Origin of the sequence: Chryseobacterium sp. GP-SGM7, assembly GCF_049166575.1 — a bacterium.
In the GTDB taxonomy this organism is placed as follows: Bacteria; Bacteroidota; Bacteroidia; order Flavobacteriales; family Weeksellaceae; genus Chryseobacterium.
Genome location: NZ_JBMHFF010000002.1, coordinates 264,873 through 280,830, shown reverse-complemented (window position 1 = coordinate 280,830; position 15,958 = coordinate 264,873). Strand labels below are relative to the sequence as shown.

General features: G+C 32.8%; 11 protein-coding genes and 2 tRNA genes. 8 read left to right on the top strand and 5 right to left on the bottom strand.

What is annotated here, in order from left to right:
- Nucleotides 1-409 precede the first annotated feature (409 nt).
- Nucleotides 410-1,768, top strand: coding sequence for an orotidine-5'-phosphate decarboxylase (pyrF, locus tag ACOOWA_RS10030; protein ID WP_421374959.1), 1,359 nt, complete (start codon nucleotides 410-412; stop codon nucleotides 1,766-1,768).
- 301 nt (nucleotides 1,769-2,069) lie between these two features.
- Entirely contained in the window at nucleotides 2,070-4,889 is a 2,820-nt protein-coding gene (locus ACOOWA_RS10025) for an aminopeptidase (protein WP_421374958.1), read from the top strand.
- Between the two features lie 54 nt (nucleotides 4,890-4,943).
- Here ACOOWA_RS10025 and ACOOWA_RS10020 read toward each other — a convergent pair whose 3' ends face one another.
- Nucleotides 4,944-5,801 (bottom strand): lamin tail domain-containing protein, encoded by an 858-nt coding sequence (locus ACOOWA_RS10020; RefSeq protein WP_421374957.1) that lies wholly within the window; start codon nucleotides 5,799-5,801, stop codon nucleotides 4,944-4,946.
- Between the two features lie 166 nt (nucleotides 5,802-5,967).
- Nucleotides 5,968-6,906, bottom strand: a complete 939-nt coding sequence (locus tag ACOOWA_RS10015; RefSeq protein WP_421374956.1) for a T9SS type A sorting domain-containing protein — start codon at nucleotides 6,904-6,906, stop codon at nucleotides 5,968-5,970.
- A 186-nt stretch (nucleotides 6,907-7,092) separates the two neighbouring features.
- Between ACOOWA_RS10015 and ACOOWA_RS10010 the strand changes: the two genes are divergently transcribed.
- A complete protein-coding gene (locus tag ACOOWA_RS10010) occupies nucleotides 7,093-10,320 on the top strand; it encodes a hypothetical protein (RefSeq protein ID WP_421374955.1) in 3,228 nt (1,075 codons plus the stop codon).
- A 207-nt stretch (nucleotides 10,321-10,527) separates the two neighbouring features.
- Here the strand turns inward: ACOOWA_RS10010 and ACOOWA_RS10005 are convergent.
- Together ACOOWA_RS10005 and ACOOWA_RS10000 are read right to left on the bottom strand one after the other, a co-directional pair.
- Nucleotides 10,528-10,598: transfer RNA gene (locus tag ACOOWA_RS10005), tRNA-Gln, on the bottom strand.
- A 121-nt stretch (nucleotides 10,599-10,719) separates the two neighbouring features.
- Nucleotides 10,720-10,790 (bottom strand) — tRNA-Gln (locus ACOOWA_RS10000).
- Nucleotides 10,791-10,886: 96 nt separating this feature from the next.
- On the opposite strand from ACOOWA_RS10000, the gene ACOOWA_RS09995 reads away from it, so the two are divergent.
- From ACOOWA_RS09995 to ACOOWA_RS09980, 4 genes are all read left to right on the top strand, one after another.
- Nucleotides 10,887-11,918 (top strand): AMP-binding protein, encoded by a 1,032-nt coding sequence (locus ACOOWA_RS09995; RefSeq protein WP_421374954.1) that lies wholly within the window; start codon nucleotides 10,887-10,889, stop codon nucleotides 11,916-11,918.
- A gap of 39 nt (nucleotides 11,919-11,957) precedes the next feature.
- Nucleotides 11,958-12,350 (top strand): alternative ribosome rescue aminoacyl-tRNA hydrolase ArfB, encoded by a 393-nt coding sequence (arfB, locus tag ACOOWA_RS09990; RefSeq protein WP_421374953.1) that lies wholly within the window; start codon nucleotides 11,958-11,960, stop codon nucleotides 12,348-12,350.
- A 205-nt stretch (nucleotides 12,351-12,555) separates the two neighbouring features.
- Nucleotides 12,556-13,527, top strand: a complete 972-nt coding sequence (locus tag ACOOWA_RS09985) for a deoxyhypusine synthase family protein (RefSeq protein ID WP_421374952.1) — start codon at nucleotides 12,556-12,558, stop codon at nucleotides 13,525-13,527.
- A gap of 231 nt (nucleotides 13,528-13,758) precedes the next feature.
- Complete coding sequence (locus ACOOWA_RS09980) at nucleotides 13,759-14,850, top strand: acyltransferase family protein (RefSeq protein ID WP_421374951.1); 1,092 nt, start codon at nucleotides 13,759-13,761, stop codon at nucleotides 14,848-14,850.
- A gap of 160 nt (nucleotides 14,851-15,010) precedes the next feature.
- Here ACOOWA_RS09980 and ACOOWA_RS09975 read toward each other — a convergent pair whose 3' ends face one another.
- Nucleotides 15,011-15,157 carry a hypothetical protein gene (locus ACOOWA_RS09975; RefSeq protein WP_421374950.1) on the bottom strand — a complete coding sequence of 49 codons (147 nt, stop codon included), beginning with the start codon at nucleotides 15,155-15,157 and terminating at the stop codon, nucleotides 15,011-15,013.
- Nucleotides 15,158-15,568: 411 nt separating this feature from the next.
- Here ACOOWA_RS09975 and ACOOWA_RS09970 point away from each other — a divergent pair, with 411 nt between their 5' ends.
- The gene (locus ACOOWA_RS09970; protein WP_421374949.1) at nucleotides 15,569-15,865 is read left to right on the top strand and encodes an MGMT family protein; all 297 of its coding nucleotides are present in this window, start codon (nucleotides 15,569-15,571) and stop codon (nucleotides 15,863-15,865) included.
- Nucleotides 15,866-15,958 lie beyond the last annotated feature (93 nt).

Below are 15,958 nucleotides of genomic sequence, written 5' to 3'. Positions count from 1 at the left end.
AAATAAAACATCCTTTCGGGGATGTTTTTTTATAAATAATAGCATCAATAACAAAATTTTAAAACATTAAGTAAATTAAATTTTTTAAGAATGAAATCAACTTTAGATTTTTAAGATTACTAAAATAAATCATTAAGCAGTGTTCTTCAATCAAATTATTAGTCTTGACAATTTTTAGATTGAATGCGTCAAATTTTATCAAAATGAATTTAATTACAAAATCAATTCAGTTTTTAAAGCTTTACTAAAGCGAATTCTTAAGCACTCCTCTTAAATCAATGTATTGAATCTTAATAAATCTTAAACACTTAATGGCAAATTTTTAAAATCTCTTTTCAAGCAAAATTTATAATTCACAATTGACTTTAAACATCAAATACTTAAATTTGCATTATCTAATAAAAAATTAATGGAAAGTAAGAAAGAATTCTTTTTGGAATGCTACAAACTGGGCATCATCAAATTTGGAAGATTTACGTTAAAAAGTGGTATTGAAAGTCCGTTTTATGTAGATTTGAGACCGTTGGCGTCTGATCCTAAAATTTTAAAAAACCTTGCCAATTATTTATTGGAAATGCTTCCTTTGGATAATTTTGATCTGATCTGTGGAGTTCCTTATGCTGCGCTTCCGATGGCAACCGCAATGTCTTTGGAGAGCTATATTCCATTAATTATTAAAAGAAAAGAAGCAAAAAACTACGGAACAAAAAAATTAATTGAAGGGATTTACCAAAAAGGGCAAAACTGTCTTTTGGTAGAAGATGTAATTACTTCAGGAAAATCTTTGATAGAAACGATTGCCGAAGTTGAGCAGGAAGATCTTAAAGTTGCCGACATCGTTGTTGTTTTAGATAGAGAACAAGGCGGAAAAAAGCTTTTGGAAAGCAGAGGTTACAGAGTTCATACTTTATTTAATATTTCTGAAGTATGTACCATTCTTCAGGAAAACGGTGAACTGAGCGATGAAGAGGTTAAAAGAATCCAGGATTTCTTACAGGGAAATCATATTCAGTTTGAAGAAAAAACAAGACTTTCTTATCAGCAGAAATTTGAAGCTGCACAACATTCAGTTTCAAAAAAATTATTAGAAACAGCTTTAGCAAAAGAATCAAACCTAATTGCTTCGGCTGATGTAACGACGACTCAGGAATTACTTGAACTGGCTGAAAAAGTCGGACCACACGTTATTGCTTTAAAAACGCACATTGATATTATTTCAGATTTTGATTATCAGAACACGATTGTTCCGTTGAAAGAATTGGCTGTAAAACATCAGTTTTTATTAATGGAAGACAGAAAATTCGCAGACATAGGAAACACTCAGGAATTACAGTTTACAAGCGGAGTTTTCAAAATTACAGATTGGGCAGATTTTGTGACTTCTCAGGTCATCGGTGGTTTTGAATCTTTAGATTGTTTTAATAATGTGGGGGTTGTTGCAATCATCGGAATGTCTTCTAAAGGAACTTTAACGACCAATAATTACAGGGAAGAGGCTTTAAAAATAGCTTTATCTCATCCGAACGTCATTGGTGGAGTTTCTCAAAATGCACTTCCAGACGACATTTTACTATTTACTCCGGGAGTAAATTTAGCTGATTCAGGAGACGGAAAAGGCCAGCAATACAACACTCCGGAACATGTTTTCAAAACATTACATACAGATTTTATCATCGTCGGAAGAGGAATTTACAAATCTGAAGATCCTGCAGAAGCCGCAGTTAATTACAAAAATGAAGGCTGGAAAGCATATTTAGCATCATTATAAAATAAATAAATTACCAAAATGCTCTCATTTATTTGAGAGCATTTTTTATTTCAGCAGAAGAAATAAATAATTTTATGAACATTTATTTTTAATTGTAATGCAAAATAAGGAGTCATTTGTGATTCTGTAAGAATCTAAAATCTTTTATTTTCAGTGTATCAAAATTCCAACAAAATGATAATTAAACTGTTAAAAACCAAGTTATCGCCAATTATAGGAATTCACAATATTTTTTAAATCTTAACTAAAAATCATAACATTTCCATCTAAAATAAGTTATATTTGATGCTTTATCAATATTTTGAAAAAGTTTAGCATTGGTCTTTTTTTGATTTGGGGAGTTGTACAGGTTTCTGCACAAAAAGACAGCATTTATATTCAGGCAAAGTTATCCCAAGACAGAAAAACTATTGAAGTCAGTCAGGAAATTGTATATCACAATCATTCTGATAAAGATCTGAACAACATTAAATTACTCAACTGGATTGCAGCCTACAACAAAAGAAGAACCTCACTGGTTTACAGAAAACTGGAAGACCGAAATAACAGTCTTCACTTTGCAAAACAGGAAGAATTGGGAAAAGTTTTAGAATTAAATATTAAAAATACTGAAAATCAAACTCTTTCATTGACTAGCATTTCTGAGGAAAATTTATTTTTACACTTAAATGAATCTTTACAACCCGGAAAAACCATTAAGCTTCAGCTACAATATAAAATGCAGCTTCCTGATAAAAAATTCACCGGTTACGGAACTTCTGCACAGGATATTTCCCTGAAATATTTCTTTATCGTTCCTGATCATTTTGATTCAGACAACACTGTAAAAAGAGATTATCACGACATTGAAGAATCTGTGAATTTCAACACCTTTTGGAATGTAGATTTTAAAACTCCTGCAAGTTCTTTTGTACAAAGTAATCTTCAGCAGATTCAGCCCAATTCTTTTAAAGGATATTTAGATTCTGATCCTGAATTTATAATTACCAATAACAATTATCCTACAATAAAAATTAGTGCAGATGATATTAAAACTGAAATAAAATTTGGTTACCATATCAGTCCACAGGAAATTCAGAATCTTGAGTTTTACCTTCCATTACAGTTGAGGTTTATTAAAGATAAAATAGGTTCAATTCCCGAACAGCTTTTTATTTCCGAAAAATTCAGGGCTAAGGAAGACTTCTTTGGTAATAATGATATTAAATTCTGGAAATTCAGGTTTAAATTATTCTCAGACGCTGAAAATACAGACTTAGATTATTTTGGGATTATCTCTAAAAAGATTCTTGATGAAAAGATCATCACAGATAAACAGGAAAATCACTGGTTTAAAAATGGTTTAAAATCTTATCTGGAAATTCAATATTTAAAGAAATTTTACAGCGACAAAAAGCTGTTAGGAAATCTTCCTGAAACAAGTGTTTTAGGAATTAAACCTTTAAAGTGGTTTCATGCTTCGCGTGTGAAGTTATTAGATCGCTATGGTTTGGCGTATCAATATATTATGTCGCAGAATCTGGATCAGAAAATTGATGAGCCTTTTGCGGTTTTGAGTAATTTCAACGATATGGCAATCAGCAGTTTTGAAATGGGAACTCTTTTCAGTTATTCTGCAGACAAAATGGGAACAGGAAAATTTAATAGTTTACTTAAAAATTATATTGCCGAAAATACAGACAGACAAGTAAACCCCGAAGATTTTCTTGACAAACTTGCTCAGGAAGAATCTTCAACATCTTATTTAAAAGGATTTTTAAAGCAGAAAAACAGAGTCAATTTCAGGCTGAAAAATTTCAGAGCGAAAGATGATTCTCTGAATATTAAAATTGTAAAAAATACCGACGAAGCAATCCCTGTAAAATTGGAAACGCAGACCAAAGACGGAACACGAACTTCTTATTGGATTGAAACTAAAGAAAACGAAAGACTAAAAACCATCAATCTTCCCTCAGAAGACGTTTATAAGATTACATTAAACAATGATTATATTTTCCCGGAATCGAATTACCGAGATAATTTTCTTTATACAAAAGGTTTATTTTCTAATGCCAAAAAGATAAAACTTAAATTAATAAAAGACATTCCGAATCCTGAGTTTAATGAAATTTACTTAAACCCAAGAATCCGTTTTTCGAATACTTACGATAAATTTTTGATCGGTATGAATTTTAAAAACCAATCGCTTTTTGATCAGAAGTTTTTATATTCTTTCACCCCTTACTACAGTACTGGAACACAGAAAATGACCGGTTCGGGATCTGTTGCCTACTCTTTTTTACCGGCTGAAAGTGTGATCCAGAGGTTAACTTTCGGAGTTTCAGCATCGTATTTTCATTATGATTATGATTTGGCGTATCAGAAAAATTCAATTTCCTCCAATATTAGTTTCAGAAAAAACCCCAGAAGTACTGTAAGCCGTGGATTGGGAATTTCCTACACTTATTTTGAACGGGATCTCAATGCGAGAATGATTGCAAAAGATGATTACAGCAAGTATAATCTTTGGACAGTGGGTTATGGTTACACTGATAATCAGATGATTCATGAGAAAAGTTTCAGTTTGAGTACGCAGGGAATGGAAGATTACAATAAAATTACTGCAGAAGGATTTTATCGCTGGGAATTTGCACCAAGACAGAAACTCAGCCTTAGAATTTTTGCCGGATATTTTGCAAGAAACGAAACCCGAAACAATACTTTTGACTACGGAATTTCAAGAGTTTCCGACTATTCTTTCTCATACAATCTTTTAGGACAAAGTGCTACGAGTGGTGTTTTGTCTCAGCAATATATTTTGGCTGATGGTGGTTTCAAATCTTTTATTCCCGGAACGGCTAATCAGTTTATTACCTCCTTTAATGTAGATTCCAGCGTTTGGAAAATTTTTCACATTTATGCTGATGCCGGTTTGTATAAAAACAAAAATAATCCTACCCAATTTATTTGGGACAGCGGTCTGAAAGTAAGGGTTATCCCGGATTTCCTTGAAATATTCCTTCCTGTACAATCTTCTTTAGGCTTTGAACCCGCTTTTAAAGATTACGGAAAAAGAATACGATATACTTTGGTTTTAAATCTGAGTACAATTATTAATGCCGCAAGAAGAGGTTGGTATTAAATGAAAAAAGAGTTGCGGATTGCAACTCTTTTCAATTATAGGTATAAATTAAAGTTAATTTTTCAAAATTTTCTGAGAAACCGATTTGTTATTCACAGTTCCGGTAACGATATAATTACCTTCAGCTAATTCGGCAACATTTACAGTACCATTTGATTTTACGGAAGCAGTTTTTACCAACTGACCAGATAAAGTATAAACTTTTACGTCTTTCACATCAGTTCCGAAGATAATTTCATCGGTTTTTACTAATGAATTTTTGATAAATTCAGACCGCTTACTATTACTTACATCACTTACCGCCAAAGTTCCAGAAGATTGCGGAGTTGGTAATGTTATGGTAAAATCAACTAAATTATTGTTCGTATCTCCACTTGTTCTTGAAATTGAATTTAAAATTGTAGGTGATGGAGCTGCCCCAGAACCTTCGTACTGATTTGCCAATCCATATCCTACAAAATCGAGAACATTAGAAGATGTGGGTTCTGTAACCTGGGTTGTGTTGCTTGCCAAAGCAACTTTTCCTGAGGCAAGTGCAAGGCCAATACCTACTCCGACAGCAGGAGAACCATCTATATTCAGCAAAACACTAACAATAAGATTAGGATTTATCAGATTAATCAATCCCCCGAAGCCATCACTTCCATGCTGAATCAGAAAAGTTTGCCCCGGTGCAAGAGTGACATTAGGTAAAGTGTTGTACTGTGTGAAGGCTCCTGTTGCAGATGCATACTGAAGAGTTGCACCGTTAAGAGAAGATGCAGATGTGCCAATATTTTTCAGTTCTATGAAATCATTTGTGATGGCAGCTCCCAGAATTCCGCCACCAGTATAAATCTCATTAATTACAATCTGTGCATTAGAAAATGCTGCTATCGAAACTAGCCCGATAAAAGTAAATACTTTTTTCATAACGTGATATTTTGATTGGTTTAATATAATTTATACAAAATTAATACCAAATCAACAACAACGTACCATATAAATTAAAATATTAATAAATTTAACATGCAATATGTGCAAAAAAAACCGCCCTAAAAGGACGGTTTATAATTATTAAAAGATGAAAATAATCAAATTAGTCTTTTAAGATTTTCTGAGAAACAGCTTGGTTGTTTACTGTACCAGTAACGATATAGTTACCTTTTTGTAATTCAGCAACATTTAAAGAAGAACCTTCTTTTAAAGAACTCGTTTTTACCAACTGACCTGTTAAAGTATAAACTTTCACGTCTTTTACATCAGTTCCGAAAGTGATTTCGTCATTCTTTACGAAAGTGTTTTTTACAAAATTTGATTTTGTTTTGTTGACATCAGTAACAGCTAATGAACCAGTGGCATAAGTTCTAGCTACTAAATTATCAATTGTGACATTACCTGTTCCAACTGTAGTATTACCAGCTTGTCTAATTGCAACAGAAGCTAATACAGTTGCAGCAGCAGAAGTACCCGTAGAATTTGATAACAATGGTTGAGAATTGATTTGTAAAGTAGCTACATTAGTAGATGCTATATTATCAACAGTGTAAGATGCAATAATATTTGCTGGAGTTCCATACGGAATTTCTATACCATAGGTGGGTGTAGCAGTTCCACCTGCATTATTTAAAATACCCAAAGTATAACCTGTAGTACTACCTTTAATATATAATCTTCCGTAGAAAAAAGTCACTGAAGTTCCAGCAGTTCCACCTAACATGAGAAAATAATCACCAGTAGTAGTAAGACCAGTAGCATTTGCAACATTAATGGTCGCAGTATAGTCTGCTTTATTTATAGCCCCTGAAGCAATTGTATAAGGTGTTGAAAAAGCTAAATTAGCATCTTCAGAATTACCAGCTACTAAACTAGCAACTGTTCCATTAGCCATTAATTGACCAGCAGTTCCACTATGAGAAACCCATCCATTTGCAGTTAAAGCTCCAGTATAGTTGAAATTATCTGATGCTACGACAGTTTGCGCAAAAAAACTTCCAGCAATAGCCAAAGAAGCAAATAAAGAATAAATCTTTTTCATAACTTAATTTTTTAATTATTAATAATTTACACAACAAAAATAAGGCATTTTTTTCATTTGAGACAATAATAAGGTTAATTTTCTGTTAATAATGCTAAAAGCCGTGTCACTCACATTTTTTAGCTATTTTTACAAATTATTTTTAAAGAATTGCGGAATTCGATACTGATATTCTTCGTATTTCTCATGGGCTTATCATTGAATAATGCTCAAATATTCTCATGGAAAAATCCCAATATCCCAAAAGATTCTGCATCAGCTAAAAACGACAGTATATTTATAAAGAAAAAAGACAGTATTCTCGCTTTAAAATTCGGACAGGATATTTTTGCAAAAGACACGATGGATTTTGTAAAAACCAGCAACCGAATTATAGTAGACGAAGCTGTTTTAGCAAAAAATGATTCCAAAAGATTTTTAGGAGAATTAAATTCAAAAGGTTCTATTATTCGGGGAATTACTTTTGGTAATAATCAAGGGCAATCAGTTCAAAGCTCAATGGATCTTCAGATTTCAGGGAGGCTTTCGAAAGATGTGACGGTTTTGGCGAGTATTTCAGATCACAACTTACCGATTCAGGCAGATGGCTATACGCAGACTTTAGAAGAATTCGACAAAATCTATATGCAGCTTAATATTAAGGATAAATCTATTCTTAGAGCGGGGCATTTAGATCTTGTTGACGATAAAAATTATTTCGCCAAATATCAGCGTCGAAGCATGGGAATTCAGTTTCAGACGCAATTCGGAACTGACAATAAGACTTTTGTAGATGTTTCTGCAGGTGTTGCGCGAAGTGAATTCCACAGAATCCGTTTTCAGGGGATTGAAGGAAACCAGGGTCCTTATCGCTTAACAGGAAAGAATGGCGAACAATTTATCACTTTAATTTCAGGTTCTGAACAGGTTTTTATTGATGGTATTTTGATGAAGCGTGGAGAAAATCAGGATTACATTATTAATTATAATACCGGAGAAGTTACATTTACCAGTTTCCGACCGATTTTCCAGCAGAATTTCATTACAATTTCTTTTAATTATGCGAATAGAAATTATTCCAGATATTTATTTACCGGGAAACTTCAGCATCAAAGAGAAAAACTGAGAATCGGGCTGAATTGGTTCATGGAGAATGACAATAAAAATGCTCCGTTAGCTTTGAATTTATCCAAAGAAGACGAGCAGATTTTAGCCGATGCCGGAAATGATCCCAATCTAATGTATGCTCCTTCAGGAGTTGTTGCAGAATTTGATGTGAATAAAATCTTGTACAGTCTTGTTCCCGGTGTTAATGGGAATTACTACCAATTTTCAACGGACGCCACACAAACTTTATATCAGGTTTCATTCACGTATTTTGGAGCAAATTTGGGAGATTACAAATTAACACAAACAACCAATAACGGACGTGTTTTTGAATACGTTGGTCCAAACCAAGGAGATTACAGAGCGGTAAGAAAACTTCCTTCTCCGCAAAAAGCTCAGGTTTATACTTTTAATTCTGAATATTTACTGAAAGACGGAAAAATCGGAGCCGATGTTTCGATGAGTAATTACGATATTAATTTATTTTCGTCAAAAGATTCAGATCAAAATTTAGGTTACGCAGCAAGAATTTTCGGAAATAAAACATTTACCAAAAATAACTGGAAAGGAACTCCTAGCTTCGAATATCAATACATCGATAAACAATTCCATATTTTAGACCGAATCAATGATGTAGAATTCTCCCGTGACTTCAACTTAGCTAAAGAATTTAATGGCTTAACCCAAAACCGCTTTATTTTCAGCTTTTTAAATAAATGGAATAATAAATCGGTCTTAAATTACCGTATCAACTATCTTGACGAACAGGATTCTTATAAAGGAACAAAAAACGACCTGGATTTTGGCTGGATTAAAGGGAAATTCAATACAAAAGGGAATTTATCTTTCCTAAATACGAATGCCATTCTTCAGGACACCAAATTTATTCGTGGAGGAGCTGGAACCGAATACACAGGCAAAAAAGGAAGTTGGGCAGTCGGCGGAAGCATGGAACACAATGAAAAAAAATACAACGATACCGGTTTGATGGATGTGACGAGTTTCAGCTGGAAAGAATTATTTGTACAAAAGAAAATCGGAGACAGCACGAGAACGAAACTTTTATCTAAAATTTATGTGAGAGACAATGATTCGGTGCGAGACAACCGACTTCAGAACATGAACAGGATTTTAGGATTTATGGCAGAAAGCCAGATTATTAAAACTGAAAAAACCACTTTAAACGCATTACTCCACTATAGGAAGTTTTTCTATAAAAATGATGATGTAGATATTGATCAGAATAAAGATTTTGTGGTTGGAAACATTTTATACAATCAACAGTTATTTAAAAACGGAATGCGACTTCAGGCTTTTTATGAATTAGGAAACGGACAGGAAGCGCAGAGAGAATTTCAATACATAAAAGTTACAGACGGACAGGGAATTTACAAATGGACCGATTACAACGGTGACGGCGTGCAGCAGCTCGATGAATTTGAAATTGCAGAGTATTCTGATTTGGCGCAATATATCAGAATTTACACCAATTCGGTGCGTTATATTCCGTCTAACAAAAATAAATTACAGTTGGCTTTATTTGTAAATCCGGCCGTAATTTTCAGTTCGGAAAATAAATTTTTAAAACGCTGGAATTTCAACATTTCATTAAATTCTCAAAACTCATTCTATAAAAAAGATAAAGTTTTGGTGTTAAATCCTTTTGAAAAAGGTGAAAATCAGATTCTTAAAAATCAAAATATTCTGATGTCGATGCAGTTCAATCCTACTGAAAAATCAGGCTGGAACGGAAATTATCGATTTATACAAAATGACAATCTCATTAATGCCAATTTCAGTAATGAAGAAAGAAATCAGACTTCTCATTTCGTCAATCTCGGATATTGGTTTAATAAAGAATTCAGAATCGACTGGGAAAATTCTGTTCACGATCTGAAAAATTCTTCCCAATTATTTGCAACGAGAGATTATAGATTAAATAATTTCGAAACAAAACCAAAAGCCACTTACAAATTCACAGACGCCTTTCAGGCAGAATTTTCGTCGGCTTACCGCGAAAAACAGAGAAAGGACGGGGAAGAACTTTTGAAAGCATTTGATATTACCGGAACCATTCAGTGGGAACGTAAGAAAACATCGATAAGAGGAAACTTCTCTTTCATCAACAATGATTTTACCGGAAACAGCTTCAGTATTGTCGGAAACCAAATGCTTGACGGATTAAAACCTGGAAAAAATCAGGTTTGGAGCGTATTCATTCAGCAGGCAATCAACTCTTTCTTACAGCTGAATTTAAATTATGAGGGCAGAAATTCCGGCGAAAGAACCATTCACATTGGAAGTATGCAGGTAAAAGCTAGTTTTTAAGAGTCAATTAATTACATCAAAAGATATTTCTGAAGCTTTTTCCAGCTCTTCTCTATATCTTTTTTCCCCAACCCCATTTCCCTTCAAACAAAAAAAGGATGCCGTTACGATCTGGGCTAGTTTTTAGAATCTCTATACTATTGTATTTCAGATAAAAAAACAAACAATCTTGTAAAAACAAAAACCATCCTTAAAAAGGATGGTTTGTAGACCCACAGGGATTCGAACCCCAACTGATGGTACCAAAAACCAGAGTGCTACCGTTACACCATGGGTCTGTCTTATTTTAGTGGTGCAAATTTAAAACTTTTTTCTTTACTGTCAAAAAATAATCATAAAAAATTCATAATTATTTCACAATATAAAAAACAAAAACCACTCTTAAAAAAGAGTGGTTTGTAGACCCACAGGGATTCGAACCCCAACTGATGGTACCAAAAACCAGAGTGCTACCGTTACACCATGGGTCTGTTTTATTGTGATGCAAATTTAAAGCTTTTTTCTTTATTTGCAAATCATTTTTTAATTTTTCTTTAAATTTACAGTGCAAATTAACCGCCAGAAACATGCTTATTAACTTCAATAATCTCGAAATTAATAATTTACATCCTAAAACAGAATTCGAAAAAAAAGTATTTTTTTTCATTGAAGAATGGTTATCAGATTCAAAAACGGTAAAAGTGCAGACTTCCGGATCTACCGCCGTGCCAAAGATTTTTGATACTGAAAAAGAAAAGATGCTCAACTCTGCAGAAATGACATGTAATTTTTTAGCATTAAAAAATAATGACACCGCATTATTATGTCTTCCTATAGAATATATTTCAGGGAAAATGATGTTGGTACGCTCTATTCAACGAAAGTTAAAATTATTGATTTCTGAACCCTCTTTAAAACCTTTGGAAAATCTTCATCAGGATATTGATTTTTGTGCGATGACTCCTTTGCAGGTTGAAAATTCTTTGGATAAAATCCATCTCATAAAAAATTTAATTATTGGAGGTGCTGCCGTTTCAGAATCTTTAAAAAAGAAAATAATTCAAATGCTCCAACTCTCCCACTCTGCAACTAAAATCTATGAGACCTACGGAATGTCTGAAACGCTTTCGCATATTGCTCTAAAAGAAATCTATCCACAATCTGACAATTATTTTACTGCTTTTGAAAATATTGATATTTCTTTAGATGAAAGAAGCTGCCTGAAAATTTTCGCTCCAAAATTGAATTCAGAAATTCTGCAGACCAATGATTTGGTAGAAATTATGAGTAAAAATAAGTTTAAATATTTAGGAAGAATCGATAACGTTATAAATTCCGGAGGTGCAAAAATTTTCCCCGAACTGCTTGAAACTTTAGTTAAAAAAGAAATTCCGAATGAAGTTATATTTTTAGGAATAAAAGATGAAAGTTTGGGACAGAAATTGATTTTGATTGTAGAAGGTGAAGATTCCGAATTGATAAACAAGCAATTAGCAACCATCAATTACCAGAAAAAATTTCATAAACCAAAAGAAATCATATTTGTTGATAAAATTCCGAGAACACAAAATGGAAAAGTAAACCGAAAAGAATTATTAAATTTGATTAGCAACAAGTAAACATCCCGCATCAAAAATCGAATCTCCAGAATTTGTATCATGAAAGATTTCACCAAAGAACTCAGCTTTAAAACTTCCCGAAGCAGCGGTGCAGGCGGACAAAACGTAAATAAAGTAGAAACTTCTGTCACGGTAATGTGGAAAGTTGAAGATTCTGATTTTTTTAATAATTTTCAGAAAAATTTAATTTTCACTAAGCTTAAAAACAGGATTAACCTGGATGGAATTTTACAATTCACGGTTTCGGAATCGAGAACGCAATTGCAGAATAAAAAAATTGCCACTGAAAAAATTCTGGAAATCGTAAATGATTCTATAATTACTCCTAAAACAAGATATAAAACTAAACCTTCGAAGGCTAAAGTTCAAAAAAGATTAGATACTAAAAAGAAACTTTCGGATAAAAAAGAAAACCGTCGTTTTAAATTTTAGTTTTTTCGAAGGACCATGTTGCGTAAGGGATAGCAGTGAAAATCCTTTTTTGTGAAAAAAAGATTGCAACGTATAGCCCGACCTGAGAAGTGGGAAAAGCGTTGGCGAAGGGTACGCCAAAATAATATTAAAAAAACCACAAGTTCTCACATCCAACTTCCCGCTTCCAACATCTTTCATTATCTTTGCAAAAAATTAAAAAATAATGAATAAGCCGATCACGGAATTTATCGAGAAATATTATCTGCATTTCAACGCTGCCGCTTTAGTTGACGCATCAAAAGGGTATGTTGCGCACCTTAAAGATGGTGGAAAAATGATGATTACGCTTGCAGGAGCAATGTCAACAGCAGAATTAGGAAAGATTTTAGCTGAAATGATTCGCCAGGGAAAAGTAGATTTTATTTCCTGTACAGGAGCGAATCTTGAAGAAGATCTGATGAATCTAGTAGCGCATTCTCACTATGAAAGAGTTCCTCATTACAGAGATTTAACGGCTCAGGATGAATGGGATCTTTTGGAAAGAGGCTTAAACAGAGTTACAGATACGTGTATTCCTGAAGAAGAAGCTTTCAGAAGATTGCAGAAGCACATCGTTGAAATCTGGAAAGATGCTGAATCTAAAGGTGAAAGATATTTCCCGCATGAATTTATGTACAAAATGATTCTTTCGGGAGTTTTGGAGCAGTATTACGAAATTCCGAGAGAAAATTCATGGATGATTGCTGCAGCTGAAGCCAATTTACCAATCGTAGTTCCGGGATGGGAAGATTCTACAATGGGGAATATTTTCGCTTCTTACTGTATTAAAGGTGAATTAACCGCTACAACAATGAAATCTGGTATCGAATACATGACGTATCTTGCAGATTGGTACACAAAAAATTCTGCAGGAAAAGGAATTGGTTTCTTCCAGATTGGTGGAGGTATTGCAGGAGATTTCCCGATTTGTGTGGTTCCGATGCTGTATCAGGATATGGAAATGCATGACATTCCGTTTTGGTCATATTTCTGTCAGATTTCAGATTCTACGACTTCTTACGGTTCGTATTCCGGAGCTGTTCCAAACGAAAAAATTACTTGGGGGAAATTAGATATCACAACACCAAAATTTATCGTTGAAAGTGATGCTACAATCTGTGCACCATTGATGTTTTCTTATATTCTTGAAAATTAATTTTACCATTAAACCATATATTAAAAGGCTTATTTATTAAGCCTTTTTTAGTATCTGTAATTTTATTTAACCGCAAAAGGTTCAAAAGAAATAATTGAAAATAGAAATCAAAAATTGTCAAAATGTGATTATTCAATTTTTTTGTTTTGTCAACTTTTGAAATACTTTAAACAAGAGAAAATCTTTGTTTCTTTTGCGGTTAAAATAACTAAAAACTTCATTATTTAATACTTGAAAGCTTTTCAGAAAAATAAATTTGATGCTTTAACGGGAATGCGCGCCATTGCCGCCATTATGGTTTTTGTGTATCACAACCGAAAATACTGGCGAAACGATTTGCCGTTTGAAATCATGCGATTCATCAGCGAATGGCATATTGGGGTGACGGTATTTTTCGTGTTGAGCGGATTTTTGCTGGCTTATCGCTATGAAGAAAAACCTTTAGAATCTAAAAAATCTTATTTAAAATATATTCTGCTTCGTATTGCAAGAATTTTTCCCATGTATTGGATTTTGTTGAGCTGCTATTTTATAGACAGAGCATATTCCAAAGATGTCGAAACATATTTTTTGCAATATTCACTGTTTTACTCTTTGTTTGATAAATATTCCGTTTCAGGAATTGTTCAGGCTTGGTCATTAACTGTTGAATTTTTCTTTTATTTATTAGCGCCTTTTTTATTTTTATTATTAAAGAAAAACTGGAAAAACTGCATTCTGTTTTTGATTGGATTATTTTTTTTAGGTTGGGGAATAGGATATGGACTAAAAGAATTGAACGGTAATCCGAAAGGATTTTTATATCCGTTGAATTTCATGATTGGAAGCACATTTTTTGGTCGGAGTTTAGAATTTTTCTTTGGAATGTTGCTTGCTTATTTAATAAAGAATGAAAAAGGAATTCAGTTTTTAAACAAGATTAAAAAACCAACATTTTGGGGTGGAATTTCAATTTTGGTATTAATTTTTGCGATTAGGTTTTTTGCGCGTAATAATTTCGTTCACGGCGTTGAAAGATGGGAAGGAAGACTGATTCACGAGTTGCTTTTACCAGCAGGAATTGTTGTTTTCTTTTGGGGATTAACGACAGAAAAAACCTTGATTTCAAGAATACTTTCATCTAAATTTTTTATTCTCCTGGGAAATGCATCATTTGTCTTTTATCTGATTCATCTGAGTTATTTCAATATGAAACTGAAATCATATATCTATCTTCCCGACAAAAATTTTGTTCTGCTTTGGATTTTTTCGATGATCATTTATCTTTTAATTGAAAAGCCTTTATATGAAGTCTGCAGAAAGTGGATCGCAAAGATCAGATAATTTTTTAGTTTCCCGTAAATTGGCAAATTATTCTGATTTAAAAAAATTTCACTTTCAATTTAAAATATAATAATCTGTGGAATCCGTGCAATCTGTGGGAAATAGTTCGTATAACTTTAATCTCCAAAATCTGCGTGAGATTTTTTTCTCTTGGAGAAATCTAATCCATAGAATTAATCAAAACAAAATATCGGTACGCCAAAATTCCTTTCTGAAATTTTGTAAGTTTCAACGGATCTTTATCACTCAACTTCGGTAAAATTTTCTTATTGATTTTATTTAAAAATCTAAATACTGATTTTTTCATTGCAGATTATTTTAATAATTATATGAATGTCCGTTTTTAATTATAATACAGAAAATCGACAGTCTTTTTGTCTTTCCGAAGGAATCTAAATCATTTTATTTTCAACGTGATGAGATTCTTTCAGAATGACAAAAATAGAGCTAAAAATTAAATTATTACAAATTACGGATATACATAAAGAATTATTTTAATAATTCAAAAATTGTGCGGTTTTTACATAAATTAGAAGATAGACTTTTGAGTGATACATTTTGAATAGTAGAAAACAAAAATGTCTCTTTGTTTTTCAATAGTAAAGTTATCTTCAATTTCTTTGACTTTATTTTAATATCATTAAGATTTAATCTCGCTGATAATGTTTGTAAATGCAAATCAGATTTTCTTACATTTGACTATTAATTAAATCAAAAAATGAATGAAATTTTCAAACAGCAAGTCTGGGAAATTACAAAATTAGTTCCGAAAGGCAGAGTTACAAGTTACGGAGCTATTGCCAAAGCCGTAGGTTTTCCGAACCATTCCCGACATGTGGGTAAAGCAATGGGCGGTTGTACGAAAGATGTTCCTGCTCATCGTGTGATTTCAAGTTCGGGAACTTTATCTGTTCCTGAATTTCAATCAAGATTGGAAGCTGAAGGAATTGTTGTTGAGAATTTTAAGGTGAAAAATTTCAAAAATCTATTCTGGAATCCTTTGGAAGAAATTTAAAATAAAATATCGTTTGGAGATAAAAACCTTCAAGGTTCAATGCAGAAACAAAACCGTCACTTTGATACAATCAAAGCGGCGGTTTCAAGATAA

What these genes read in the sequence shown, in the direction of transcription:
- pyrF (WP_421374959.1), top strand. Translation starts at nt 410, where the DNA reads ATGGAAAGTAAGAAAGAATTCTTTTTGGAATGCTACAAACTGGGCATC.
- ACOOWA_RS10020 (WP_421374957.1), bottom strand. Translation starts at nt 5,801, where the DNA reads ATGAAAAAAGTATTTACTTTTATCGGGCTAGTTTCGATAGCAGCATTT.
- ACOOWA_RS10015 (WP_421374956.1), bottom strand. Translation starts at nt 6,906, where the DNA reads ATGAAAAAGATTTATTCTTTATTTGCTTCTTTGGCTATTGCTGGAAGT.
- ACOOWA_RS10010 (WP_421374955.1), top strand. Translation starts at nt 7,093, where the DNA reads ATGGGCTTATCATTGAATAATGCTCAAATATTCTCATGGAAAAATCCC.
- ACOOWA_RS09995 (WP_421374954.1), top strand. Translation starts at nt 10,887, where the DNA reads ATGCTTATTAACTTCAATAATCTCGAAATTAATAATTTACATCCTAAA.
- arfB (WP_421374953.1), top strand. Translation starts at nt 11,958, where the DNA reads ATGAAAGATTTCACCAAAGAACTCAGCTTTAAAACTTCCCGAAGCAGC.
- ACOOWA_RS09985 (WP_421374952.1), top strand. Translation starts at nt 12,556, where the DNA reads ATGAATAAGCCGATCACGGAATTTATCGAGAAATATTATCTGCATTTC.
- ACOOWA_RS09975 (WP_421374950.1), bottom strand. Translation starts at nt 15,157, where the DNA reads ATGAAAAAATCAGTATTTAGATTTTTAAATAAAATCAATAAGAAAATT.
- ACOOWA_RS09970 (WP_421374949.1), top strand. Translation starts at nt 15,569, where the DNA reads ATGAATGAAATTTTCAAACAGCAAGTCTGGGAAATTACAAAATTAGTT.